Source organism: Burkholderia sp. AU38729 (assembly GCF_020419725.1).
Lineage (GTDB): Bacteria > Pseudomonadota > Gammaproteobacteria > Burkholderiales > Burkholderiaceae > Burkholderia.
Genome location: NZ_JAIZQO010000015.1, coordinates 102,257 through 126,524, shown reverse-complemented (window position 1 = coordinate 126,524; position 24,268 = coordinate 102,257). Strand labels below are relative to the sequence as shown.

At 65.9% G+C, this 24,268-nt stretch carries 20 protein-coding genes; 16 read left to right on the top strand and 4 right to left on the bottom strand.

Annotated features, from left to right (window positions below; translation table 11 throughout):
* Nucleotides 1-84: 84 nt before the first annotated feature.
* The 3 genes from LGM56_RS32120 to lexA are packed head-to-tail and all read right to left on the bottom strand — an operon-like array spanning nucleotide 85 to nucleotide 1,831.
* Nucleotides 85-792 (bottom strand): DUF2939 domain-containing protein, encoded by a 708-nt coding sequence (locus LGM56_RS32120; RefSeq protein ID WP_226207807.1) that lies wholly within the window; start codon nucleotides 790-792, stop codon nucleotides 85-87.
* Between the two features lie 29 nt (nucleotides 793-821).
* Entirely contained in the window at nucleotides 822-1,157 is a 336-nt protein-coding gene (locus LGM56_RS32115) for a hypothetical protein (RefSeq protein WP_006476078.1), read from the bottom strand.
* A 26-nt stretch (nucleotides 1,158-1,183) separates the two neighbouring features.
* Nucleotides 1,184-1,831, bottom strand: a complete 648-nt coding sequence (lexA, locus tag LGM56_RS32110; protein WP_009689103.1) for a transcriptional repressor LexA — start codon at nucleotides 1,829-1,831, stop codon at nucleotides 1,184-1,186.
* A gap of 264 nt (nucleotides 1,832-2,095) precedes the next feature.
* Between lexA and LGM56_RS32105 the strand changes: the two genes are divergently transcribed.
* The 16 genes from LGM56_RS32105 (at nucleotide 2,096) to LGM56_RS32030 (ending at nucleotide 23,183) form a co-directional block, all read left to right on the top strand.
* Nucleotides 2,096-3,133, top strand: a complete 1,038-nt coding sequence (locus tag LGM56_RS32105; protein WP_089440023.1) for a sulfate ABC transporter substrate-binding protein — start codon at nucleotides 2,096-2,098, stop codon at nucleotides 3,131-3,133.
* Between the two features lie 123 nt (nucleotides 3,134-3,256).
* Nucleotides 3,257-4,153: a sulfate ABC transporter permease subunit CysT gene (gene cysT, locus LGM56_RS32100; protein WP_226207772.1), complete on the top strand. Its 897-nt coding sequence runs from the start codon at nucleotides 3,257-3,259 to the stop codon at nucleotides 4,151-4,153.
* A complete protein-coding gene (gene cysW / locus LGM56_RS32095) occupies nucleotides 4,150-5,094 on the top strand; it encodes a sulfate ABC transporter permease subunit CysW (RefSeq protein WP_089425349.1) in 945 nt (314 codons plus the stop codon). The genes cysT and cysW overlap by 4 nt, the downstream gene beginning before the upstream one ends.
* A gap of 13 nt (nucleotides 5,095-5,107) precedes the next feature.
* Nucleotides 5,108-6,169: a sulfate/molybdate ABC transporter ATP-binding protein gene (locus LGM56_RS32090; RefSeq protein WP_089431032.1), complete on the top strand. Its 1,062-nt coding sequence runs from the start codon at nucleotides 5,108-5,110 to the stop codon at nucleotides 6,167-6,169.
* Between the two features lie 75 nt (nucleotides 6,170-6,244).
* Nucleotides 6,245-7,171, top strand: coding sequence for a CysB family HTH-type transcriptional regulator (locus LGM56_RS32085; protein ID WP_226207771.1), 927 nt, complete (start codon nucleotides 6,245-6,247; stop codon nucleotides 7,169-7,171).
* A gap of 510 nt (nucleotides 7,172-7,681) precedes the next feature.
* Entirely contained in the window at nucleotides 7,682-8,068 is a 387-nt protein-coding gene (locus LGM56_RS32080) for a DUF805 domain-containing protein (RefSeq protein ID WP_089494790.1), read from the top strand.
* A gap of 275 nt (nucleotides 8,069-8,343) precedes the next feature.
* Nucleotides 8,344-9,294 (top strand): sugar ABC transporter substrate-binding protein, encoded by a 951-nt coding sequence (locus tag LGM56_RS32075; RefSeq protein ID WP_089494791.1) that lies wholly within the window; start codon nucleotides 8,344-8,346, stop codon nucleotides 9,292-9,294.
* 145 nt (nucleotides 9,295-9,439) lie between these two features.
* Nucleotides 9,440-11,050, top strand: coding sequence for a sugar ABC transporter ATP-binding protein (locus LGM56_RS32070; RefSeq protein ID WP_089494792.1), 1,611 nt, complete (start codon nucleotides 9,440-9,442; stop codon nucleotides 11,048-11,050).
* The gene (locus LGM56_RS32065; protein ID WP_046545645.1) at nucleotides 11,047-12,066 is read left to right on the top strand and encodes an ABC transporter permease; all 1,020 of its coding nucleotides are present in this window, start codon (nucleotides 11,047-11,049) and stop codon (nucleotides 12,064-12,066) included. Before LGM56_RS32070 ends, LGM56_RS32065 begins: the two co-directional genes overlap by 4 nt.
* Before the next feature lie 35 nt (nucleotides 12,067-12,101).
* Entirely contained in the window at nucleotides 12,102-13,133 is a 1,032-nt protein-coding gene (locus tag LGM56_RS32060) for a LacI family DNA-binding transcriptional regulator (protein ID WP_039358736.1), read from the top strand.
* Nucleotides 13,130-14,059, top strand: coding sequence for a ribokinase (rbsK, locus tag LGM56_RS32055; RefSeq protein WP_226207770.1), 930 nt, complete (start codon nucleotides 13,130-13,132; stop codon nucleotides 14,057-14,059). The genes LGM56_RS32060 and rbsK overlap by 4 nt, the downstream gene beginning before the upstream one ends.
* Nucleotides 14,060-14,336: 277 nt before the next feature.
* Complete coding sequence (locus tag LGM56_RS32050) at nucleotides 14,337-16,103, top strand: methyl-accepting chemotaxis protein (RefSeq protein ID WP_226207769.1); 1,767 nt, start codon at nucleotides 14,337-14,339, stop codon at nucleotides 16,101-16,103.
* A gap of 546 nt (nucleotides 16,104-16,649) precedes the next feature.
* On the top strand, nucleotides 16,650-18,572 hold the full coding sequence (locus LGM56_RS32045; protein ID WP_011351905.1) for a PrkA family serine protein kinase: 1,923 nt from the start codon (nucleotides 16,650-16,652) through the stop codon (nucleotides 18,570-18,572).
* 125 nt (nucleotides 18,573-18,697) lie between these two features.
* Nucleotides 18,698-19,966 (top strand): YeaH/YhbH family protein, encoded by a 1,269-nt coding sequence (locus LGM56_RS32040; protein WP_089456163.1) that lies wholly within the window; start codon nucleotides 18,698-18,700, stop codon nucleotides 19,964-19,966.
* The gene (locus LGM56_RS32035; RefSeq protein ID WP_089425356.1) at nucleotides 19,963-21,642 is read left to right on the top strand and encodes a SpoVR family protein; all 1,680 of its coding nucleotides are present in this window, start codon (nucleotides 19,963-19,965) and stop codon (nucleotides 21,640-21,642) included. The genes LGM56_RS32040 and LGM56_RS32035 overlap by 4 nt, the downstream gene beginning before the upstream one ends.
* Nucleotides 21,643-21,878: 236 nt before the next feature.
* Complete coding sequence (locus LGM56_RS32030) at nucleotides 21,879-23,183, top strand: MFS family transporter (RefSeq protein WP_089494796.1); 1,305 nt, start codon at nucleotides 21,879-21,881, stop codon at nucleotides 23,181-23,183.
* Between the two features lie 74 nt (nucleotides 23,184-23,257).
* On the opposite strand, the gene LGM56_RS32025 is transcribed toward LGM56_RS32030, so the two are convergent.
* On the bottom strand, nucleotides 23,258-24,187 hold the full coding sequence (locus LGM56_RS32025) for a LysR family transcriptional regulator (protein ID WP_089495286.1): 930 nt from the start codon (nucleotides 24,185-24,187) through the stop codon (nucleotides 23,258-23,260).
* Nucleotides 24,188-24,268 lie beyond the last annotated feature (81 nt).

Genomic DNA, 24,268 nt, shown 5'->3' with positions numbered 1-24,268 from the left:
TGACTGCCTGACCTGCGGATCGCGCCGGTCGGGCGTCATGCCACGTCCGTGGGGCGGGCGCTGACCGTGGCCACTCAGGACCGCTCAAGCATGCAGGTCGATTGCGGACAACTTCCACGAGAACAGGCCGAAGCGGTGGAATATCGCCGCATAGCGCGTGCCGTCGGCACTGCGCTGGTAGGTCACGACGAATTCATCGATATTCCGGTACCCGGCGCTGGTTTGCTGCGGGTGCGGCACATGCGTTGCATCGACCGGGCTGGCCGGTGCAGCAGCGGCGGATGGCGATGACGCAGCGGTAGCGGCCGTGTTGCTACCCGGAGCGGCTGCGCTTGCCGGAGGAGCCGGATTGGCCGCCGGCGCCGCCGGCGTATTGCTGCCTGGCGGCAGATTCGACCATTCCGGTGGACGCTCTCCTGGATTGCCACGCGGTGGCAATCCGCTCATCAGCGCGGCTACGCCTTCCGGGGTCGCGTACGCATCGACCAGCGGGCCGATCAGAGCGGACCCGATCAGCGCGCCGAGCACCGCGAACGGATTGTTCTTCTTCACCGCGTCGATCCGGCGCATCAACTCTTCCGTGACCTGCTGCTTCAGGCTGATGCGCAGCGACGGGAAATCGACATATTCACTGATGGCCTGCGCATCGCGCGCATCGATCGCCGATTTCAGACGACCGAGCGCCACGTACGGCGACGCGTAGGCATAGCCGATCGCCGCAACGATGGCGACGGCCATCACGACGATCAGCACGGGTTTGAGCCGCCATGCGCGGCCCGAAGATCCGGTCACGTTGCCTCCGGTGCGGGGATGTTCCGCAATCAGAGACCGCCTGGCGTGGCCGATCGTTCCTCTGCGATGCAGCGATCGATCATCCGGCACACGGCATCGATCGTGCCGACCATGATCAGGCGCGACCGGCCGTGATAGACGCGCACCGGTGCACGGCGCGCGGGTTCGGCGTGATTCAGGCCGGCGTTCAGCGATACCCGCGCGAAAGCGGGGAGCGCCGACGGCAGCAGGGACGCCTGCCGTTCGACTGCGACTTCTTCTTGCACAGGCGCCGCCGCGGACAGCGGTGCGCAGGGCGTGCGGCCGCGCAGGTGACGCAGGCGGCCGAATTGACGGAAAGGCAGCAGACGGGCAAGGCGTTCCATGATGTTCTCCTCAACGAGACGGAATGTCAGAGTTCGCCCGAGCGAATCAGCCCGACGGCGATGCCTTCCAGCGCGAATTCCGCGCTGCCGGCCTTGACGAAGATGTTTTCGTAATCGGGGTTCTCCGCGATCAGCTCGAGACCGCCAGGCCGGCGCATCAGGCGCTTGACCGTGACGTCGTCGCCGAGACGCGCGACGATGATCTGGCCGTCCTTTGCTTCCGTGCGCTTCTGCACGGCGAGGAGGTCGCCGTCGAGGATGCCGGCGTCGCGCATCGACAGGCCGCGCACTTTCAGCAGGTAATCGGGCTTGCTGGAGAACAGCGCGGGATCGCACGCGTAATGCTGCGAGATGTGCTCCTGCGCAAGGATCGGGCTACCGGCCGCGACGCGGCCGACGAGCGGCAGCGACAACTGCATCAGGCCGGCGTGCGGCAGCGTGAACTGGTGCGGGGCATCGTCGATGCCGAGCAGGCGGATGCCGCGCGACGCGCCGGCGGCCAGCTCGATCACACCCTTGCGCGCGAGTGCGCGCAGGTGCTCCTCGGCCGCATTCGGCGAGCTGAAGCCCAGTTCGGCCGCGATCTCGGCACGGGTGGGCGGGAATCCGGAGCGCTCGATCGCGCGACGGATCAAGTCGAACACTTGCTGCTGACGGGCGGTGAGTTTGGTCATGGCTCAACTGTATGGATAGACAGTGAGCTGTATTTTTATACAGTAGTCCGCGAATTTCAAGTGTTACTTGAGGTTCGACGCGATCACGCCGGTTCCGACGCGATTTCACGACGCCCGGACGTCGGTTCATCCGTCGCAACCGTCCATCCCGTCTGCGTTAGCACTTTTGAGTATTAAAAAATAAGGAACGATTATTTTTAATCATGTAACCCGTTCGTTAGACTGGCCCGACATCGCAATACCGACAACACTGGAGAACCAAGGATGGGCAAGCGCAATACGGGGCTGGTGGGCGGAGTGGGCCGCCTGATCGCAACACTCGCGCTGGGCGCGGCGGCGGCGCTGGGCGTCGCGACGCACGCACAGGCCGATACGACCTTCCTGAACGTGTCGTACGACCCGACGCGCGAGCTGTATCAGGACTTCAACCAGGCATTCGGCAAGGAGTGGAAGGCGAAGACGGGCGAGACCGTCAACTTCAAGCAGTCGCACGGCGGCTCGGGCGCGCAGGCGCGCTCGGTGCTCGACGGCCTGCAGGCCGACGTCGTCACGCTGGCGCTCGCGTACGACATCGACGCCCTCGCGAACAAGGGGCTCGTCAACAAGGACTGGCAGAAGCGTCTGCCCGACAACGCGTCGCCGTACACGTCGACGATCGTGTTCCTGGTGCGCAAGGGCAATCCGAAGGGGATCAAGGACTGGGACGACCTGACCAAGCCGGGCATCTCGATCGTCACGCCGAACCCGAAGACGTCGGGCGGCGCGCGCTGGAACTACCTGGCCGCGTGGGCGTACGCGCTGCACAAGCCGGGCGGCAACGAGCAGACGGCGAAGGAATTCATCACGAAGCTCTACAAGAACGCAGGCGTGCTCGATTCGGGCGCGCGCGGCGCGACCACGAGCTTCGTGCAGCGCGGGATCGGCGACGTGCTGATCGCATGGGAAAACGAGGCATTCCTGTCGGTCAAGGAGTTTGGCACCGACAAGTTCGAGATCGTCGTGCCGTCGGTGAGCATCCTGGCCGAGCCGCCCGTCGCGGTGGTCGACAAGGTGGTCGACAAGAAGGGCACGCGCAAGCTGGCCGAGGCGTACCTGAACTTCCTGTACAGCCCGCAGGGCCAGGAGATCGCGGCACGCAACTACTACCGGCCGCGTTCGAAGAACGTGCCGGCGGAGCTGACGAAGCAGTTCCCGAAGCTGAAGCTGTACACGGTCGACGATACCTTCGGCGGCTGGACGAATGCGCAGAAGACGCATTTCGCGGACGGCGGCGTGTTCGATTCGATCTACAAGCCGCAGTAACGCCATAACAACGGCGGCGCGCCACGATAGCGCGCCGCATCCCCGACGGGGCCGCCGGCGCGATTCACTGCGCCGGCGTTTGCGTCGGACCCATGAGCAGCATCGACCCAGCAAGAGCATCCGATGACGACGTACACCTTTCGCAAGCCGAGCGCGCTGCCCGGTTTCGGCGTGACGCTAGGCATCACGGTGGCCTATTTGAGCCTCGTGGTGCTGATACCGCTCGCCGCCACGTTCCTGAAGACCGCGACGCTGTCGTGGGACCAGTTCGTCACCGCCGTCACGTCGCCGCGCGTGCTCGCGTCGTATCGGCTGACGTTCTCGGCCGCGCTCGGCGGCGCGCTGATCAATGCCGTGTTCGGTTTCCTCGTCGCGTGGGTGCTCGTGCGTTACACGTTCCCGTTCAAGCGGCTCGTCGATGCGGTCGTCGACCTGCCGTTTGCACTCCCGACGTCGGTCGCCGGCATTTCGCTCGCGGCCGTTTACGCGACCAACGGCTGGGTCGGCCAGTATCTCGCGCCGCTCGGCATCAAGATCGCGTTCACGCCGGCCGGCGTGCTGGTCGCGCTGACCTTCATCGGGCTGCCGTTCGTCGTGCGCACGGTGCAGCCGGTGCTCGAGGATTTCGAGCGCGAGCAGGAGGAGGCCGCCGCGTGCCTCGGCGCGTCGCGCTGGCTGACGTTCCGCCGCGTCGTGCTGCCGGCCGTGCTGCCGGCGCTTCTCACCGGTTTCGCGCTCGCGTTTGCACGCGCGCTCGGCGAATACGGCTCGGTGATCTTCATCGCCGGCAACGTGCCGATGAAATCCGAGATCACGTCGCTGCTCATCATCACCAAGCTCGAGCAGTACGACTACGCGGGCGCGACCGCGCTGGCGGTCGTGATGCTGGTCGTGTCGTTCCTGATGCTGCTGCTGATCAACACGCTGCAGTGGTATCTGCAGCGCCGTACGAGCAAGGGCGCGAGCGGCCCGGCGCCCGCCACCGTCACCGCCGCCGCAGCAGCAGGAGGCCAGCAATGAGCCAGGAGGCCACCGTCGTGCTGAAAACCCCGTCGCCGGCCGCGCGTGCCACGAAGCGGCTCGACCCCGTCAGCGAGTCGCGCGTCGTGCGCTGGCTGCTCACGGGCATCGCGCTGGCGTTCCTCGCGTTTTTCCTCGTCGTGCCGCTCGCCGCGGTGTTCGTCGAGGCGCTGCGCAAGGGCGTCGGCTTCTATTTCGAATCGCTGGCCGATCCCGATGCGTGGTCGGCGATCAAGCTGACACTGACCGTCGCCGTGATCGCGGTGCCGCTGAATCTCGTGTTCGGCGTGTGCGCATCGTGGGCGATCGCGAAGTTCGAATTCCGCGGCAAGGCGCTGCTGACGACGCTGATCGACCTGCCGTTCTCGGTGTCGCCGGTGATCTCGGGCCTCGTGTACGTGCTGCTGTTCGGCGCACAGGGCTGGTTCGGGCCGTGGCTGCAGGATCACGACGTGCAGATCATCTTCGCGGTGCCGGGCATCGTGCTCGCGACGATCTTCGTCACGTTCCCGTTCGTCGCGCGCGAGCTGATTCCGCTGATGCAGGCGCAAGGCACCGACGAGGAAGAAGCCGCGCGCGTGCTCGGCGCGTCGGGCTGGCAGATCTTCCGCCGCGTGACGCTGCCGAACGTGAGGTGGGGCCTGTTGTACGGCGTGATCCTGTGCAATGCGCGCGCGATGGGCGAGTTCGGCGCGGTGTCGGTCGTGTCCGGCCACATCCGCGGCGTGACCGACACGATGCCGCTGCACGTGGAGATCCTGTACAACGAATACAACTTCGCGGCGGCGTTCGCGGTGGCGTCGGTGCTGGCGCTGCTCGCGCTCGTCACGCTCGCGCTGAAGCTGATCGCCGAGCGTCATCTTGCGGCCGAACTGGCCGACGCGCACGACGCCGTTCCCGCACATGCCGGCCCCGTCGGCGCCGTTTCGTCGAAATCGTAAAGAGGCAACCAGAATGGGTATCACCGTCCGTAACCTTCAGAAGCGCTTCGGCGATTTCACGGCGCTCGACAACGTATCGCTCGACTTCCCGCCCGGCGAGCTGGTCGCGCTGCTCGGGCCGTCCGGCTGCGGCAAGACCACGCTGCTGCGCGTGATCGCGGGCCTCGAGCACGCGGATGCCGGCCAGGTGGTGCTGCAGGGGCTCGACGTCGCGTCGGTCGGCGCACGCGACCGCCAGGTCGGTTTCGTGTTCCAGCACTACGCGCTGTTCCGCCACATGACCGTGTTCGAGAACGTTGCGTTCGGGCTGCGCGTGAAGCCGCGCCGCGAGCGGCCGTCGGAAGCCGCGATCCGCGAGAAGGTGCACGAACTGCTGAAGCTCGTGCAGCTCGACTGGCTCGCGCAGCGCTATCCGTCCGAGCTGTCGGGCGGCCAGCGCCAGCGTATCGCGCTGGCCCGGGCGCTCGCGGTCGAGCCGAAGGTGCTGCTGCTCGACGAGCCGTTCGGCGCGCTCGACGCGAAGGTCCGCAAGGAGCTGCGCGGCTGGCTGCGTCGTCTGCACGACGACCTGCACATCTCGACGATCTTCGTCACGCACGACCAGGAGGAGGCGCTGGAAGTCGCGGACCGCATCGTCGTGCTGAATCGCGGCCACGTCGAGCAGGTCGGCAGCCCGCAGGACGTCTACGATCATCCGCAGAGCGCATTCGTCTACGAGTTCCTCGGCGCGGCCAACCGGCTGCCGGGCACGGTCGCCGGGCGCGGCTTCGTCGCCGAGGGGGCGGCCGCGCCGATCGAGGTCGACGCCGATTTCGCCGGCCCCGCGAACGCCTATGTGCGCCCGCACGACCTGCAGCTGTGGCCGGTTGGCGAAGCAGGGCACCGCGACGGCATCGCGGTGGACGTGCGCCGCGTGATCCCGCTGGGCGGCTCGGTGCGCGTGGAGCTCGAGGCGCGCGCGGGCGGCGCGCTCGAGGCCGAACTCGATCGTGATGCATGGCGGGCGCTGTCGCTGCAGGTCGGCGACGGGGCGACGGCGGTGCCGCGCGCGGTGCGTGTGTTTCCCGCGCGTTGACGAGAAAATGCAGGGCAGGGGGCGGGATACGCTCGGAATCGACAATCAAACAACGACAGCCTAAGAGGCATACCCATGAATTTTCAGCAATTGCGGTTCGTGCGCGAAGCGGTGCGCCAGAACATGAACCTGACGGAAGTCGCGAACGTGCTGTACACGTCGCAGTCGGGCGTGTCGAAGCAGATCAAGGATCTCGAGGATGAGCTGGGCGTCGACATCTTCATCCGGCGCGGCAAGCGGCTGACGGGGCTCACGGAGCCCGGCAAGGCCGTGCACCAGCTGATCGAGCGGATGCTGCTCGACGCCGAGAACCTGCGCCGCGTCGCGCGCCAGTTCGCCGACCAGGACAGCGGCCACCTTGTCGTCGCGACGACGCACACGCAGGCGCGCTACGCGCTGCCGAAGGTGATCCGCCAGTTCACCGACGTGTTCCCGAAGGTGCATCTCGCGCTGCGCCAGGGCAGCCCGCAGCAGATCGCGCAGATGATCCTGAACGGCGAGGCCGATCTCGGCATCTCGACCGAGGCGCTCGACCGCTATCCGGACATCGTTACGTTCCCGTGCTATTCGTGGCACCACACGGTCGTCGTGCCGAAGGGCCATCCGCTCGTCGGCCGCGAGAACCTGACGCTCGAGGAAATCGCCGAGTACCCGATCATCACGTACGACCAGGACTTCACGGGCCGCTCGCACATCGACCAGGCGTTCACGCAGGCGGGCGCCGTGCCCGACGTCGTGCTCACCGCGATCGACGCGGACGTGATCAAGACCTATGTCGAACTCGGCATGGGGATCGGCGTGGTCGCGGCGATGGCCTACGATCCGCAGCGCGACACGGGGCTCGTCGCGCTCGATACGCAGCACCTGTTCGAAGCGAGCACGACGCGGGTCGGGCTGCGCAAGGGCGCGTTCCTGCGCGCGTATGCGTACCGGCTGATCGAGATGTTCGCGCCGCATCTGAACGAAGCGGAAATCGCGGGGCTGTTGCGCGAATCCGTTTGACGGCAGCGCGTCGTGCGTCATCCGCGCGCTCACCGCGGATGGCGCGACATACCGGCGCGGATTGTCATGTATTGGGCAGCGGCAGGCGATATGCCGCTGCCTGGGTGATTCGACTCACCGTATCATCGACCGCCATCGCGGTTTCCGTCCGATTCTTCGCCGCGCGCGGCGAACGACATGTATTCGCTTGCCGACCCAACGACAAGAACAAGAGGGTGCGCGTGCACGCCTCGTGTCGGGTTCGGCCATCTGCCATATCGAGCGATCCATTGGCCGGCAAATGTGATTCAATGCGCGTGAATGCCGGGTGACGCGCGCTCGGGCCGTCCGTTGGTCGCCATCCTGCGGCCGGATCGCACCAGCGACGCAACGCGCAACACCGGAATGGAGTGCGAAAAGCAAAGCCGGCAGCCCGTCCGCCCTCAAGAAACAAAGCACGCGGATCGCCGGTCCCGGCACGCCTGGAGACCAACCGCGCAGCCCGCAACACGCGTGACGAAGAGGTAAACAATGAATCTGAAATGGCTTCTCTTTTCGTTCGAAGGCCGGATCGGACGCCTGCCGTGGTGGATCTACGCGCTGGTTTCCACCGTACTCAGCGCGATTTTCGATGCGGGTTCCCGCGGTGCGCCGGAAGACGATCTGCCGCCGCTGGTGATGCTGGTGGCCGTCGTCATCGCGGTCGTCGCGGTGTGGTCGTCGATTGCGGTCGGTGTGAAGCGGCTGCACGACATCGACAAGTCGGGATGGTGGATGCTGCTGCTGTTCGTGCCGATCGTCGGCGCGCTCGCGTTGTTCGTGATGAACGGCTTCATCGCCGGCACGCCGCATGCGAACCGCTTCGGCGAGCCGCCGTCGGCCGATGAAGACGAACCGGCGCCGCGGGGCCCGGCGTGACACGCGCTCCGAATAAACCCTTAAATATTGATCAGACAGGTTGCACGCCGACGCGAATCGGTACAGCATAGCCTTCACTCCGCCGGCGTCCCGCCGGCGGCGGCGCGTAAACGACAGCGCGCCAGGCAGTCGGCCGTCTGCCTCGCTTCCATTCCGTGGTACCGACAGCAGCATCGATGGCCATTGCCCGGGTAGTGTGGCGCAAACGTTTGCTCACATTAAAACAACAGTCAAATAATCGTCCGGCCCTTGGGGCCAGTCGCCAGGAGATGAGTATGAATGTTCGCTTTCGCCGTCGCTTCCTGACCGCCGCGCTCGCCGCCGTCGCGGTCGCCGCCGCACCGGCCGTCCACGCGCAATCGGCAGCCAAGCCGAAGGTCGCGCTCGTGATGAAGTCGCTCGCCAACGAGTTCTTCCTGACGATGGAAACGGGCGCGAAGGAATACCAGAAACACAACGCGGGCCAGTTCGACCTGATCACCAACGGCATCAAGGACGAAACCGACACCGCGAACCAGATCCGCATCGTCGAGCAGATGATCGTGTCGAAGGTCGACGCGATCGTGCTCGCGCCGGCCGATTCGAAGGCGCTCGTGCCGGTCGTGAAGAAGGCGGTCGACGCGGGCGTCATCGTCGTGAACATCGACAACCGGCTCGATCCCGACGTGCTGAAGTCGAAGAACCTGAACGTGCCGTTCGTCGGCCCGGACAACCGCAAGGGCGCGCGCAAGATCGGCGATTACCTCGCGAAGCGGCTGAAGGCGGGCGACCAGGTCGGCATCGTCGAAGGCGTGTCGACGACGACCAATGCGCAGCAGCGCACGGCCGGCTTCCAGGACGCGATGAAGGCGGGCGGGATGAAGGTCGTGTCGGTGCAGTCCGGCGAATGGGAGATCGACAAGGGCAATGCGGTCGCCGCCGCGATGCTCAACGAATACCCGAACCTGAAGGCGCTGCTGTGCGGCAACGACAACATGGCGATCGGCGCCGTGTCGGCCGTGCGCGCGGCCGGCAAGCAGGGCAAGGTGCTCGTGGTCGGCTACGACAACATCAACGCGATCAAGCCGATGCTGAAGGACGGCCGCGTGCTCGCGACCGCCGATCAGTACGCGGCGAAGCAGGCCGTGTTCGGTATCGACACGGCGCTCAAGGCGATTGCCGAGCATCGCAAGCAGGCCGACATGTCGGGCGTGGTCGAGACGCCGGTGGATCTCGTGACGAAGTGACGCGGCCCCGATTCGGCCGCCGCCCTCAAGAATCGGGCGCGGCGGCCGTTATCCGGGGTGAGCGCGATCACGGCCACTGCATGCACATGCACTTGTGAGCGTCACACCCGCGCGCCGCGTGCGCGCGGCCGCAACCAGGATCGCGATGGACCCGACTTTCCAACCCTCCCGCGCAGCCGCTCCCGTGCTGTCCGTCTCCGGCATCGGCAAGACCTATGCCGAACCCGTGCTCGCCGACGTCACGCTGACGCTCGAGGCGGGCCACGCGCTTGCGTTGACGGGCGAGAACGGCGCCGGCAAGAGCACGCTGTCGAAGATCATCGGCGGGCTCGTCGAGCCGACCGCCGGCACGATGCAGCTCGGCGGCACGCCGTATGCGCCGGCGAGCCGGACGCAGGCCGAGGCACTCGGCGTGCGCATGGTGATGCAGGAGCTGAACCTGCTGCCGACACTGACGGTCGCCGAAAACCTGTTCCTGAACCGCCTGCCGCGGCGCTTCGGGATCATCGATCGCGCGCGGCTGCGCGACGATGCGCGGGCCGCGATGGCGCAGGTCGGGCTCGACGCGGTCGATCCCGATACGCCGGTCGGCGCGCTCGGCATCGGCCACCAGCAGATGGTCGAGATCGCACGCAACCTGATCGGCGACTGCCGTGTGCTGATTCTCGACGAACCGACCGCGATGCTGACCGCGCGTGAAGTCGAGCTGCTGTTCGAGCAGATCGACCGGCTGAAGGCGCGCGGCGTCGCGATCGTCTACATCTCGCACCGGCTCGAGGAACTCGCACGGGTCGCCGAGCGCGTCGCGGTGCTGCGCGACGGCCGGCTCGTCCACGCGGGCGACATGGCGGCGACGACGTCCGACGGGCTCGTCACGCTGATGGTCGGGCGCGAGATCGGCGAGCACATCGATCTCGGCGAGCGTCATATCGGCGCGCCGCGGCTCGTCGTGTCGGGCCTCAGCCGCGGGACGGCGGTGCGCGACGTGTCGCTCGAGGTGCGCGCGGGCGAGATCTTCGGCATCTCGGGGTTGATCGGTGCGGGACGTACCGAGCTGCTGCGGCTGATCTACGGCGCGGATGCGCCGGACGCGGGGACGATCGCGATCGGCCAGCCACCGAAGCCGGTGCGGATCGGTTCGCCCGTCGAGGCGGTGAAGCAGGGCATCGCGCTGATCACCGAGGATCGCAAGGGCGAAGGGCTGCTGCTGACGCAGTCGATCACCGCGAACGTGTCGCTCGGCCAGCTCGACCGGCTCGCGCGCGGCGGGATCGTCGACGGCGCGCGCGAAACGGCGCTCGCCGAGCAGCAGATCGACGCGCTGCGGATCCGCGCGCACGGCGCGACGCAGGCGGTCGGCGAACTGTCGGGCGGCAACCAGCAGAAGGTCGTGATCGGCCGCTGGCTCGCACGCGACATGGGCGTGCTGCTGTTCGACGAGCCGACGCGCGGGATCGACGTCGGCGCAAAGTTCGAGATCTACACTTTGATGGGCGCGCTCGCGCGCGAAGGCCGCGCGCTCGTCGTCGTGTCGAGCGACCTGCGCGAGCTGATGCTGATCTGCGACCGGATCGGCGTGATGTCGGCCGGGCGCATGACCGCCGTGTTCGAGCGCGGCAACTGGACCCAGGATGCGCTGCTGGCCGCGGCGTTCGCCGGCTTCGGCCGCGACACGCCGCCGGGCGGCGCGCAGCATCCGGACGCGGGGCACGCGCAAGGCGCTGCTCCCGGTACTTCGAATACAGGACGACCATGACCCAGCCTCCCGTAACCCCGACCGATGCAGGCGCGCAGCAGGACGTGACGGGGCGCCGTGCGCGCACGCTGTCCGGCACGCGGCTCGGCCTGTCGAACTACCTCGGGCTCGCCGGTGCGCTCGCCGCGATGATCGCGCTGTTTTCGGTGCTGAGCTCGCATTTCCTGACCTACGATACGTTCAGCACGATCGCGAACCAGATTCCCGATCTCGTCGTGATGTCGGTCGGGATGACCTTCGTGCTGATCATCGCCGGGATCGACCTGTCGGTGGGCTCGGTGCTCGCGCTCGCCGCGTCGATGGTCAGCGTCGCCGCGCTGAAATGGCAGTGGGGGCCGCTGCCGGCCGCGCTGATCGGCATTGCGGTCGCGACCGTCACGGGCGCGCTGACCGGCGCGGTCACGGTCGGCTGGCGGATCCCGTCGTTCATCGTATCGCTCGGCGTGCTGGAGGCCGCGCGCGGCCTCGCATACCAGCTGACGAATTCGCGCACGGCCTATATCGGCGACGCGTTCGATTTCCTGTCGAACCCGATCGCGCTCGGCATCTCGCCGGCGTTCCTGATCGCGGTCGCGGTGATGATCGCGGCCCAGTTCGTGCTGACGCGCACCGTGTTCGGACGCTATCTCGTCGGGATCGGCACGAACGAAGAAGCGGTCCGACTTGCAGGGGTTAACCCGAGGCCGTATAAAATTCTCGTATTCGCATTGATGGGCGCCCTCGCAGGGCTGGCGTCGTTGTTCCAGATTTCGCGGCTCGAGGCCGCCGACCCGAATGCGGGCGTCGGTCTCGAACTGCAGGTGATCGCCGCCGTCGTGATCGGCGGCACGAGCCTGATGGGCGGGCGCGGCTCGGTGATCAGCACGTTCTTTGGCGTGTTGATCATCTCCGTGCTGGCCGCGGGGCTGGCGCAGATCGGTGCGAACGAGCCGACGAAACGGATCATCACCGGCGCGGTGATCGTGGTGGCGGTCGTGCTCGATACGTATCGCAGCCGGCGCACCCGCGTGCGGTAGAAAGACAGACAGAACAGACCAGAGAGAAACGGGAAATGGCGACGATCAAGGATGTGGCGGCCATGGCGGGCGTGTCGTTTACGACCGTCTCGCACGTGGTGAACAATTCGCGGCCGGTGTCCGCGGATGTGCGTGCGAAGGTCGAGGGCGCAATCCGCGAGCTGAATTACGTGCCGTCGGCCGTGGCGCGCTCGCTGAAGGCGCGTGCGACGGCGACCATCGGCCTTGTCGTGCCGAACAGCACGAATCCGTACTTCGCGGAGCTAGCGCGCGGGATCGAGGATCAGTGCGCGGCCAATGGCTATTGCGTGTTCTTCTGCAACTCGGACGACGATCCCGTCAAGCAGCGCAACTACCTGCGCGTGCTGCAGGAAAAGCGTATCGACGGGCTGATCGTCGCATCGGCGGGCGAGGATGCGGTGCTCGCGCAGACACTCGCGGATATCCACGCGCCGCTCGTCGTCGTCGACCGCAACATCGAGGGGCTCGCGGCCGACCTCGTGCAGATCGACCACGAGCGCGGTGCGTACCTGGCGACGCGTCACCTGCTCGAGCTCGGGCACGCGAAGATCGGCTGCATCACGGGGCCGACCGACACGGCGGTCAGCGCCATGCGCGTGCACGGCTTCATCCGCGCGATGGCCGAGCGCGGGGTCGACATCGTGCCGGGCGCGATCGCGGAGAGCGACTTCTCGTGCCTCGGCGGTTATCACGCGGCGTCGCGGCTGTTCGAATCGGTGCGGCCGAGCGCGATCTTCGCGGGCAACGACCTGATGGGCGTCGGCGCGCTGCGCGCGGCGGCCGAGCGCGGCATGCGCGTGCCCGACGACTGTTCGATCATCGGGTTCGACGACATCGAATTCTCCCGCTACACGTATCCGGCCCTGTCGACGGTCGGCCAGTCGGTGCGCGCGCTCGGCGAAATGGCCGCGCAGACGCTGATCGAGCGCATCGGCGGCGGCTCGACCGCCGTGCCGAGCCGCCGCCGCGTCGTGTCGCCGCGCCTCGTGCTGCGCGAATCGACGGCGGTCTACCGCGAGCCGCCGGCCTCCGGCGGTCGCGCATGACGGCGCCCACGGCAGGCACCGGCCGCGTGACGGTGGTCGGCAGCCTCAACATGGATCTCGTCGTGCGCGCGCCGCGCCTGCCGCTGCCGGGCGAAACGCTCGCCGGTCATGCGTTCGCGCAGGCGGCGGGCGGCAAGGGCGGCAACCAGGCCGTCGCGGCCGCCCGGCTCGGCGCGCAGGTCGCGATGATCGGCTGCGTCGGCGCGGATGCGCACGGCGCGGCCCTGCGCGCGGGGCTCGAAGCCGAGGGGATCGACTGTGCGGGGCTCGCGACGAGCGCGTCGGCGTCGACCGGCGTCGCGCTGATCGTCGTCGACGATGCGAGCCAGAACGCGATCGTGATCGTCGCGGGCGGCAATGGCGAGGTCACGACCGAGACGGTCGCGCGGCACGAGGCCGCACTGGCGTCGGCCGACGTGCTGATCTGCCAGCTCGAGACGCCGCCGGACGCGGTGTTCGCGGCGCTGTCAGCCGGGCGGCGGCTCGGCCGCACCGTGGTGCTCAATCCGGCCCCGGCCGTCGCACCGCTGCCGGACGGCTGGCTGCCGCTCGTCGATTACCTGATCCCGAACGAGGTCGAGGCGGCCGCGCTGACCGCGCTGCCGGTGCGCGACCCGGCGGAGGCGGAAGCCGCCGCGCGCAGGCTGCAGGCAGGCGGCGCGCGCAACGTGCTGGTCACGCTCGGCGCGCACGGCGTGCTGGCGCTGACGGCTGATGGCGCGGCGCGGCATTATCCGGCGCCGGCCGTGCAGGCCGTCGACACGACGGCGGCCGGCGATACCTTCATCGGCGGCTTTTCCGCGCAGCTCGCGGCCGGTGCGGACGTCGATACGGCCATCCGCTTCGCGCAACGCGCCGCGGCACTGTCGGTCACGCGAGCGGGCGCGCAGCCGTCGATTCCCACGCTGGCCGAACTGGCCGAATAGGGCCTGATCAAGCATCGCGGCCGGTTCGTCGCAAACGACGGCCGGCCGCCTATCTGCGACGCGCGCCGGCAGCGGAGCGCCGCTCATCCCCTGGCTTCCAACGTGCGCTGAAACACGCATTATTCATTTAGCTGTTTGTAATAAACAGACGAATAATTCGAAAAAATAGCGGAAACACCATCAAGTTGTGCGGTGCATGGTCGTAAATGCACCAAGTGAAGCAATGCTTCGAAGCGACGGGCTGTCCCGTCCATCACGACGCAACACAGGAAGGATGATGGTGTTCAAAAACCTGACGATTCGTGCGCGCATCGGTCTCACGATGGCGTTTCTGGCGGTACTCCTCGGGGTGATCGGCGCGCTTGGCGTGTACGGCATGACGCGCGCAAACGACACGACGCGCGATGTTTTCACGAACCAGATGCCCAGCGCGGTCGACGTTTCGGTGGCCGAGATCTACGCCGCGCGCGAACGCCTGGCGCTCGACCGTGGGGCGTTGCTGGCCGGCACGCCCGACGCGGCGGCGGCTGTCGAACGAAGCCGCGCGATGCGTGCGCAGTCCGATACATGGTGGCAGAAATACCTCGCGTTGCCGCGCGGTCCGGAGGAGGACCGGCTCGCGCAGGACGTCGCCGCGAAGCGGCAGGCGTTGCAGCACGCGTGTGACGCGTTCGCAAGCGTGATCGGAGCGAATCAGGCCGACCGGATCGGCGAAGGCGCGAAGCAGCTCCAGGCGAGCTACAACGACCTCTCGGTGGCGAGCGAGGCGCTGCGCAACTTCCAGTTCACCGATGCGCAAGCCGGCTTCGACCGTGCGGAATCGGCATTCGACACGGTGCGCGTGTTGGCGATCGCCGCGCTGGTGGCGGGCCTTGCCGCCGCGGTGGTGTCGTGGCTGACGCTGAGCCGCGCGATCGGCCGTCCGATTGCCGACGCGCTCGCGCATTTCGACGCGATTGCCGCCGGCGACCTGCGCCGGCCGATCGTCGTGGATCGCCGTGACGAGATGGGCCAGCTTCTCGAAGGCCTCGGCAAGATGCAGCGCGGGCTCGTCGACACGGTGCGCACCGTGCGCGGCGGCAGCGAGTCGATCGCGACCGCGGCGCGCCAGATCGCGGCCGGTAACATCGACCTGTCGTCGCGCACCGAGGAACAGGCCGCGGCGCTGCAGGAAACCGCGTCGAGCATGGAGCAGCTGACCGGCACCGTGAAACAGAACGCGGACAATGCACGCCAGGCGAGTTCGCTGGCCGCGAACGCGTCGGAGATCGCAAACAAGGGCAATACGGTGGTCGGCCAGGTGGTCGGCACGATGGGCGAGATCAACGACAGCTCGGCGAAGATCGCCGACATCATCGCGATCATCGAGGGAATCGCGTTCCAGACCAACATTCTTGCGCTGAATGCCGCAGTCGAGGCGGCGCGGGCAGGCGAGGAAGGCCGCGGTTTCGCGGTCGTCGCGGGCGAAGTGCGCAGCCTGGCCCAGCGTTCGTCGACCGCGGCCAAGGAGATCAAGGTGCTGATCGACGCATCGGTGGAGCGCATTCGGTCGGGTTCCACGCTGGTCGACGAAGCGGGGCGCACGATGAGCGACGTGATCAGTGCGGTGCAGCGCGTGACGGACATCATGGGCGAGATCGCGGCGGCGTCCGAGGAACAGAGCGGCGGGATCGACCAGGTGGCGCGCGCGGTCGCGCAGATGGACGAGGTCACGCAGCAGAATGCGGCGCTCGTCGAGGAAGCCGCGGCTGCCGCGCAATCGCTCGACGAACAGGCCGGGCGCCTGCGTGAAACGGCAGCGGTCTTCCAGCTCAATGAAGACGAGGCACGCCCGGGTGTCGCGGCCCCGGTTGCCGTGCGTCACGTGCCGCGTGCGGCCGCCGCAACGGTGGCGGTGTCCGTCCAGGCTGCCGCGCGCGACGAGCGCGACGCACCCCCGAAACGCGTCGCCGCACCGGCGCCGGTACGCCGGCCTGTCGCTGCTTCTGCAGCACCCGCGCAAGCGGCCGCTACCGCCGACGCGGACGATTGGGAAACCTTCTGATTCGCGCGCGCCGCGCATCTATCCCCATTTGGTGACGAACGACGCCCGCGACATGCGGGCGTCGTCGTTTCCGCGACGGAAGAAATGTGACAGGCATGAATGACGATCGTGCCGCGTCGCATGCCGGGTGAAACGTGCCTCGAAGGATGCGTGCACAGGTGGTGCGTCATGTTCCCGCATCCGTCGTACGGGTATTTCCGTAAGGGCGCTGCGAAAAAAATTTGTAACGGCGCGCGCAACGTGTCGTCGAAAACGACCGCTCGAACGTATAGGGATGAAGGGGAGAAGCGACGACGTCGGAGGTGTCCAACACACAAGACGTTCCGTTGTTCGACGAGACGCGACGGATGCAGTTTCTGCGGCTCGGGAGGTCGATTGTAAAACGACGAAATGTGTTGTCCAAGCGGTGTTGTCGAGAATGACGAACTTCATACGAAGAGTTCGTGAAAAAAAATAAGAAAGGGTTTAGGATGAATTCGAACGCGCTTGCTTCTGCGCAGTCGTACGAAGGCAGGCACGTCTTCAGACTCAGGCGAGGGAGGTAGCATGGATATTTACAGCAGCTTCGCGAACCGCTTCGAAAAAACGCGAGAGGAAGAGCTCTCGCTGGAGGAGTATCTCGCGCTCTGCAAGAACGATCCATCCGCGTACGCGACGGCTGGTGAACGCATGCTGGAAGCAATCGGGGAACCTGAACACATCGATACCCGCAACGACCCGCGCCTGTCGCGGATCTTTGCGAACAAGGTCATCAAGGTCTATCCCGCATTCCGTGAGTTCTACGGAATGGAGGAGGTGATCGAGCAGGTGGTCGCCTACTTCCGACACGCTGCGCAAGGGCTCGAAGAGAAGAAGCAGATCCTCTATCTGCTTGGCCCGGTGGGCGGCGGCAAGTCGTCGATCGCCGAGCGTCTGAAGCAACTGATGGAGCGCGTGCCGTTCTATTCGCTGAAGGGTTCGCCCGTCAACGAATCGCCGCTCGGGCTGTTCGACTACGACGAAGACGGCCCGATCCTCGAGGAACAGTACGGCATTCCGCGCCGCTACCTGAAGAACATCCTGAGTCCATGGGCCGTCAAGCGGCTGCACGAATACAACGGCGACATCCGCCAGTTCCGCGTGGTGCGCCGTTATCCGTCGATCCTGCGGCAGGTCGGCATCGCGAAGACGGAGCCGGGTGACGAGAACAATCAGGACATCTCGTCGCTGGTCGGCAAGGTCGATATCCGCAAGCTCGAACAGTATGCGCAGGACGACGCCGACGCGTACAGCTACTCGGGCGGCCTGTGCCTGGCGAACCAGGGGCTGCTCGAGTTCGTCGAAATGTTCAAGGCGCCGATCAAGGTGTTGCACCCGCTGCTCACCGCCACGCAGGAAGGCAACTTCAAGGGCACCGAGGGCTTCGGCGCGATTCCGTTCGACGGGATCATCCTCGCGCACTCGAACGAGTCGGAGTGGAAGGCGTTCCGCAACAACCGCAACAACGAGGCACTGCTCGACCGGATCTTCGTCGTGAAGGTGCCGTACTGCCTGCGCGTGTCGGAAGAGACCAAGATCTACGAGAAGCTGATCCGGAACTCGTCGCTGGCCGAAGCCGTGTGCGCGCCGGGCACGCTGAAGATGATGTCGCAGTTCTCGGTGCTGTCGCGCCTGCACGAGCCGGAGAATTCGAGCCTGTTCTCGAAGATGCAGGTGTATGACGGCGAAAACCTGAAGGACACCGATCCGAAGGCGAAGTCGTACCAGGAATACCGCGACTACGCGGGCGTGGACGAAGGGATGACGGGCGTGTCGACACGCTTCGCGTTCAAGATCCTGTCGCGCGTGTTCAACTTCGATTCGAGCGAGGTGGCGGCCAACCCCGTGCACCTGATGTACGTGCTCGAACAGCAGATCGAACGCGAGCAGTTCCCGCCGGAAACCGAGCAGAAGTACCTGTCCTTCGTGAAGGACGTGCTCGCGTCGCGCTACGCGGAATTCATCGGCAAGGAGATCCAGACGGCGTACCTCGAGTCGTATTCGGAGTACGGCCAGAACATCTTCGACCGCTACGTCACGTATGCGGACTTCTGGATCCAGGACCAGGAATTCCGCGATCACGACACGGGCGAGAGCTTCGACCGCGCCGCGCTGAACGCGGAGCTGGAGAAGATCGAGAAGCCGGCCGGCATCAGTAATCCTAAGGATTATCGCAACGAGATCGTGAACTTCGTGTTGCGTGCGCGGGCGGCGAATGCCGGCAAGAACCCCGTGTGGACGAGCTACGAGAAGTTGCGCGTCGTGATCGAGAAGAAGATGTTCTCGAACACCGAGGAACTGTTGCCGGTGATTTCGTTCAACGCCAAGGGTTCGGCGGAGGAGCAGCGCAAGCATGAGGACTTTGTGAACCGGATGGTCGCGAAGGGCTATACGCCGAAGCAGGTGAGGCTGCTTTGCGACTGGTACCTGCGCGTGCGCAAGTCGTCATGACACGCGCGGTACCGCGCCCGTACGGCGTCGCCGTACGGGTGTTTTCAGAGACGCCGCCCGCATGACGGGAGACGGCATGTGCGGCGAGCGTCCCGGCATATCGACTTTCGAGCGGGAGACCGGGAGTGCTTCATCAAATCATCGACCGCAGGCTGGCCGGCAAGAACAAGAGTATCGCCAACCGCGAACGCTTTCTGCGTCGCGTCAAGAACTACATTCGTCGTGCCGTGTCCGACGCGGTGCGCGACCGTAGCATCAAGGATATCCAGAGCACGCAAAGCATCACGATCCCGCGCAAGGACATCGCGGAGCCGAATTTTCGGCACGCCCCTGGCGGACGTCGTGAATACGTGCACCCCGGCAACGAGGACTACGTGCGCGGCGACAAGATCCCGCGTCCGCAGGGTGGTTCCGGCGGGGGCGGCAGTCAGGCGAGCAACGAGGGCGAAGGGCAGGACGACTTCGTGTTCGAGTTGTCGCGCGACGAGTTCATGCAGTACTTCTTCGACGATCTCGAACTCCCGCGCCTCGTGAAGACGCACCTGCTGACGGTGCCGAGCTGGAAGAACGTGCGCGCGGGCTGGTCGGCGGAAGGCACGCCGAACAACATCGACGTCGTGCGTTCGCTGCGCAGCGCGCTCGGGCGTCGCATCGCGCTCGGCTCGCCGCTCGTCAACGAGTTGCGCGAACTCGAGGCGCAGCTCGAGGCGATGAAGCGCGATCCGGAAGACCGGCGCGCGGAGATCGCGGTGCTCGAGGCCGAGATCCATCACCTGAAGGGGCGCATCTGGCGGATTCCGTTCATCGATCCGTTCGACCTGCGCTACATCAACCGCGTGAAGCAGCCGCAACCGTCGAGCCAGGCCGTGATGTTCTGCCTGATGGACGTGTCGGGCTCGATGGACGAGCAGCGCAAGGATCTGTCGAAGCGCTTCTTCATCCTGCTTTACCTGTTCCTCAAGCGGAACTACGAGCGCATCGAGGTCGTGTTCATCCGTCACCACACGCGAGCCGAGGAAGTGGACGAGGACACCTTCTTCCATTCGACCGAGAGCGGCGGCACGGTGGTGTCGAGCGCGCTCGAGCTGATGCGCAAGGTGATGAACGAGCGCTACTCGCCGACCGAGTGGAACATCTACGGCGCGCAGGCGTCCGACGGCGACAACTGGACCGACGATTCGCCCAAGTGTCGCAAAATCCTGGAAGAGGATATCCTCACGAAGACGCGTTACTTCGCGTATATCCAGGTCGCGCCGGAAGAGCAGAACCTGTGGCTGGAATACGCGCAACTGGCCTTGTCTCAGCCGCACCTCGCGATGAAAAAAGTCGAATCGGCTGCCGACATCTACCCGGTGTTTCGCGAATTGTTCGAAAAGCAGGTGGAAATGTCATGACGACCCGCCATCTGCACAACGAGTCGCGCGGCTATGCGCCGCGCCCTTCCGGCGACGACACGGCCGGCCCTGCCGCATCGCAGCAACGCGGGCAGGCCGAACCACCGCCGCCGGCCGCCGACTTGCCCGGCTCCGGGCGAAAGGAAGCGCGTATGAACGTTGCCGAACGCAAGCCGCTGCCGTGCCCGTCCGACTGGACGTTCGAACTGCTCGAGGAATACGACACGCACATCTCGCAGGTTGCCGAACAATACGAGCTCGATATCTACCCGATCCAGCTCGAACTGATCAGCGCGGAGCAGATGATGGACGCGTATGCATCGGTCGGGATGCCCGTCAACTACCGTCACTGGTCGTTCGGCAAGCATTTCCTGTCGACCGAGAAGAGCTACCGTCGCGGCCAGATGGGGCTCGCATATGAAATCGTCATCAACTCGAACCCGTGCATCGCGTACCTGATGGAAGAGAACACGATGACGATGCAGGCGCTCGTCATCGCGCACGCGGCGTACGGGCACAACTCGTTCTTCAAGGGCAATTACCTGTTCCGGCTGTGGACCGACGCGCACGCGATCATCGACTATCTCGTGTACGCGAAGAACTACGTCGCGGAATGCGAGGAGCGCTACGGCCTCGATCGCGTCGAGGAACTGCTCGATTCGTGCCATGCGCTGATGAACTACGGCGTCGACCGCTACAAGCGGCCGCAGAAGCCTTCGCTGTCGAAGGAAGCCGCGCTGCGGCGCGAGCGCGAGGCGTACCTGCAATCGCAGGTGAACGAACTGTGGCGCACGCTGCCGGGCAAGAAGCCCGAGCTGATGGAAGAGCAGGAAGACCGCTATCCGCCCGAGCCGCAGGAGAACCTGCTGTATTTCGCGGAGAAGAATGCGCCGCTGCTCGAACCGTGGGAGCGGGAAGTGATCCGCATCGTGCGCAAGATCGGCCAGTATTTCTACCCGCAGCGGCAGACGCAGGTGATGAACGAAGGCTGGGCGACGTTCTGGCACTACACGCTGCTGAACACGCTGTACAACCAGGGGAAGCTGGAAGACAGCTTCATGATGGAGTTCCTGCACTCGCACAGCAACGTGGTCTACCAGCCGCCCGTCACGAAGCCGTACTACAGCGGGATCAACCCGTATGCGCTCGGCTTCTCGATGATGAGCGACATCCGGCGGATCTGCGAAGCGCCGACGGAAGAGGACTACAAGTGGTTTCCGGAGATCGCGGGCACCCCGTGGCTGCCGGCGATGCACTACGCGATGCGCAACTTCAAGGACGAGAGCTTCATCGCGCAGTACCTGTCGCCGAGCCTGATCCGCGACATGCGGCTCTTCTCGGTGCTCGACGACGACATGCGCGATTCGCTCGAGGTGTCGGCGATCCACGACGATTCGGGCTACCAGTACGTGCGGCAGGCGCTGTCGCGGCAGTACGACATCCATCACCGCGAGCCGAACATCCAGGTGTGGGCGGTGAATACACGCGGGGATCGCAGTCTCACGCTGCGCCACTTCATGACCGACAACCGCCACCTGTCGAACGACAGCGACGAGGTGCTCAAGCACATGGCGCGGCTGTGGCAATTCGACGTGTTCCTGGAAAGCGTCGACGAGGCCGGCACCGTGCGCAAGCGCTACGAGTGCCGCTACGTGCCGCCGGAGGTGCGGATCTGAACGTGTTGCCTGCGGAATGTTTGCATCGGACGCCAGCCTTGCGGCTGGCGTTTTCATATGACGAACGCGTGGTGGGAGAAAAATTTTCTACATCCGGACGAACCCGGAGAGCCCGTTACTTTACATTTCGCTAAAATCCCGTAGCGCCGTGCGCCGGAACCGGTGCCACGTACGATCGCACGCGGCGGCCCCCAGCCGTCTCGCCCAGAAAGCACTAAAAAGGAACTGACCCATCCATGGACGTCCAGACCGACCAAGCTGCGCTGTCCGCGCATGACACCCGGCGGCGCGTGTTCGCCATCGTCGGCGCCTCGTCGGGCAACCTCGTCGAGTGGTTCGACTTCTACATCTACTCGTTCTGCGCGCTGTACTTCGCACCGGCGTTCTTCCCGAGCGGCAACACGACGACGCAGCTGCTGAACACGGCCGGTGTGTTCGCGGCCGGCTTCCTGATGCGTCCGATCGGCGGCTGGCTGTTCGGCCGCATCGCCGACCGCCACGGCCGCCGCAACGCGATGATGATCTCGGTGCTGATGATGTGCGGCGGCTCGCTCGTGATCGCGGTGCTGCCGACCTATGCGCAGATCGGCGCACTCGCGCCGGCGCTGCTGCTGGTCGCGCGGCTGTTCCAGGGGCTGTCGGTGGGCGGCGAATACGGCACGAGCGCGACCTACATGAGCGAGGTGGCGCTGAAGGGCCGTCGCGGCTTCTTCGCGTCGTTCCAGTACGTGACGCTGATCGGCGGCCAGCTGTGCGCGCTGCTCGTGCTCGTGATCCTGCAGCAGACGCTGTCGGCCGATGAACTGAAGGCGTGGGGCTGGCGCATTCCGTTCGTGGTCGGCGCGGCGGCCGCGCTGATCTCGCTGTACCTGCGCAAGTCGCTCGACGAGACGTCGACGACCGCATCGCGCGACAAGAAAGACGCGGGCACGATCCGCGGCGTGTGGCAGCACAAGGGCGCGTTCTTCACGGTGGTCGGCTTCACGGCCGGCGGCTCGCTGATCTTCTACACGTTCACGACGTACATGCAGAAGTACCTCGTGAACACGGCCGGCATGCATGCGAAGACGGCCAGCAACGTGATGACCGTCGCGCTGCTCGTCTACATGCTGATGCAGCCGGTGTTCGGCGCGCTGTCCGACAAGATCGGCCGCCGCACGTCGATGATCCTGTTCGGTTCGTTCGCGGTGATCGGCACGGTGCCGCTGATGCATGCGCTAAAGGACGTGACGAGCCCTGTGGCCGCATTCGTGCTGATCACCGTCGCGCTCGCGATCGTCAGCTTCTACACGTCGATCAGCGGGCTGATCAAGGCCGAGATGTTCCCGCCGGAAGTGCGCGCGATGGGCGTCGGCCTGTCGTACGCGGTCGCGAACGCGATCTTCGGCGGTTCCGCCGAGTACGTCGCGCTGTGGTTCAAGTCGATCGGCAGCGAGGAAACCTTCTACTGGTACGTGACCGTGCTGTGCGCGATTTCGCTGCTCGTGTCGTGGCGGATGCGCGATCCGAGCAAGGAGGGGTATCTGCGTCACGAGCCGTGATCGGCTGCGCATGTGCATTTGAAGGTCGACAGACGTCCCGCCATCCGGCGGGACGTTTTTTTTGCGGCGTGCGATTACGCGGGCGGAGGCGTCGCGTGGTCGGGCGCCGGATCGGATGCGCTCGACCGGCTGCCTTGCTCGACCAGCCATTCGAACATTCGCTCGACGATCGGCGAGCGCGACGGGCCTTCCATGCGCGATAGCCACCACGTGGTGCCGGGCAGGCGCGGGTAATCGGCGAGCACGGTCAGCGTGCGCTGGTCGATGCCCGCCTGCGCGACGAGGCGCGGCAGGCACGCGATGCCGCGGCCGCGCAGCACGGCGTCCAGCACGAGCCGCTGGTCGTCGTAGATCGCATGCATCCGGAACGCCGACAGCCGCTCGCGGAATACGGTCGCCAGGCGCTCGTCGGTCAGGCTGGCTTCGAGACAGATGACGCCCGCGTGCCGCGGGTGCGCGTCGCGCGGCACGCGTTCGAGTTGTTCCGCCAGCGGCGTCGCGCACACCGTCACCCATTCGTCGCGCATGAACGGGATATCGAGCAGGCCGGGCTGCAGCATCGGCCGCGTGCCGATCGTCATGTCGACGTCGATCTCGTCGACGTAGCGCGCGGTTTCGTCGGTCGACAGCAGCGGGCACAGGTCGGGCAGCGCCTGCTGCAACTGCTCGAGGCGCGGCTGCAGCCAACCGTGCAGCAACGGCGCGGGACACACGAGCACGACGAGCCCCGGGTTCAGGTAGGTCGCGATGCGGTCGAGGCCGCCGCGCAACGTGTCCATCGCGCGCTGCACGCTGCGCTGCAGGACCTCGCCGGCGATGGTCAGTTCGACGCCGCGGCCGCGCCGGCGGAACAGCGGCTGCCCGAGTTGCGCTTCGAGCTGCTGGATCTGATGGCTGATCGCCGATTGCGACAGGTGCAGCTCGTCGGCCGCGCGCGAGAAATTACCCAATCGGGCCGCGGCTTCGAAGCCGGTCAGCAGTTTAAGGGACGGAACGCGTTGCATCGAGATATGAGGCAGATTGATTGATTTGGCCAATAAATATCAATATTCATCAAGTTTAACCTGACGCACAATCGGCCATCA

What these genes read in the sequence shown, in the direction of transcription:
- LGM56_RS32115 (WP_006476078.1), bottom strand. Translation starts at nt 1,157, where the DNA reads ATGGAACGCCTTGCCCGTCTGCTGCCTTTCCGTCAATTCGGCCGCCTG.
- lexA (WP_009689103.1), bottom strand. Translation starts at nt 1,831, where the DNA reads ATGACCAAACTCACCGCCCGTCAGCAGCAAGTGTTCGACTTGATCCGT.
- LGM56_RS32105 (WP_089440023.1), top strand. Translation starts at nt 2,096, where the DNA reads ATGGGCAAGCGCAATACGGGGCTGGTGGGCGGAGTGGGCCGCCTGATC.
- cysT (WP_226207772.1), top strand. Translation starts at nt 3,257, where the DNA reads ATGACGACGTACACCTTTCGCAAGCCGAGCGCGCTGCCCGGTTTCGGC.
- cysW (WP_089425349.1), top strand. Translation starts at nt 4,150, where the DNA reads ATGAGCCAGGAGGCCACCGTCGTGCTGAAAACCCCGTCGCCGGCCGCG.
- LGM56_RS32090 (WP_089431032.1), top strand. Translation starts at nt 5,108, where the DNA reads ATGGGTATCACCGTCCGTAACCTTCAGAAGCGCTTCGGCGATTTCACG.
- LGM56_RS32085 (WP_226207771.1), top strand. Translation starts at nt 6,245, where the DNA reads ATGAATTTTCAGCAATTGCGGTTCGTGCGCGAAGCGGTGCGCCAGAAC.
- LGM56_RS32080 (WP_089494790.1), top strand. Translation starts at nt 7,682, where the DNA reads ATGAATCTGAAATGGCTTCTCTTTTCGTTCGAAGGCCGGATCGGACGC.
- LGM56_RS32075 (WP_089494791.1), top strand. Translation starts at nt 8,344, where the DNA reads ATGAATGTTCGCTTTCGCCGTCGCTTCCTGACCGCCGCGCTCGCCGCC.
- LGM56_RS32070 (WP_089494792.1), top strand. Translation starts at nt 9,440, where the DNA reads ATGGACCCGACTTTCCAACCCTCCCGCGCAGCCGCTCCCGTGCTGTCC.
- LGM56_RS32065 (WP_046545645.1), top strand. Translation starts at nt 11,047, where the DNA reads ATGACCCAGCCTCCCGTAACCCCGACCGATGCAGGCGCGCAGCAGGAC.
- LGM56_RS32060 (WP_039358736.1), top strand. Translation starts at nt 12,102, where the DNA reads ATGGCGACGATCAAGGATGTGGCGGCCATGGCGGGCGTGTCGTTTACG.
- rbsK (WP_226207770.1), top strand. Translation starts at nt 13,130, where the DNA reads ATGACGGCGCCCACGGCAGGCACCGGCCGCGTGACGGTGGTCGGCAGC.
- LGM56_RS32050 (WP_226207769.1), top strand. Translation starts at nt 14,337, where the DNA reads ATGGTGTTCAAAAACCTGACGATTCGTGCGCGCATCGGTCTCACGATG.
- LGM56_RS32045 (WP_011351905.1), top strand. Translation starts at nt 16,650, where the DNA reads ATGGATATTTACAGCAGCTTCGCGAACCGCTTCGAAAAAACGCGAGAG.
- LGM56_RS32035 (WP_089425356.1), top strand. Translation starts at nt 19,963, where the DNA reads ATGACGACCCGCCATCTGCACAACGAGTCGCGCGGCTATGCGCCGCGC.
- LGM56_RS32030 (WP_089494796.1), top strand. Translation starts at nt 21,879, where the DNA reads ATGGACGTCCAGACCGACCAAGCTGCGCTGTCCGCGCATGACACCCGG.
- LGM56_RS32025 (WP_089495286.1), bottom strand. Translation starts at nt 24,187, where the DNA reads ATGCAACGCGTTCCGTCCCTTAAACTGCTGACCGGCTTCGAAGCCGCG.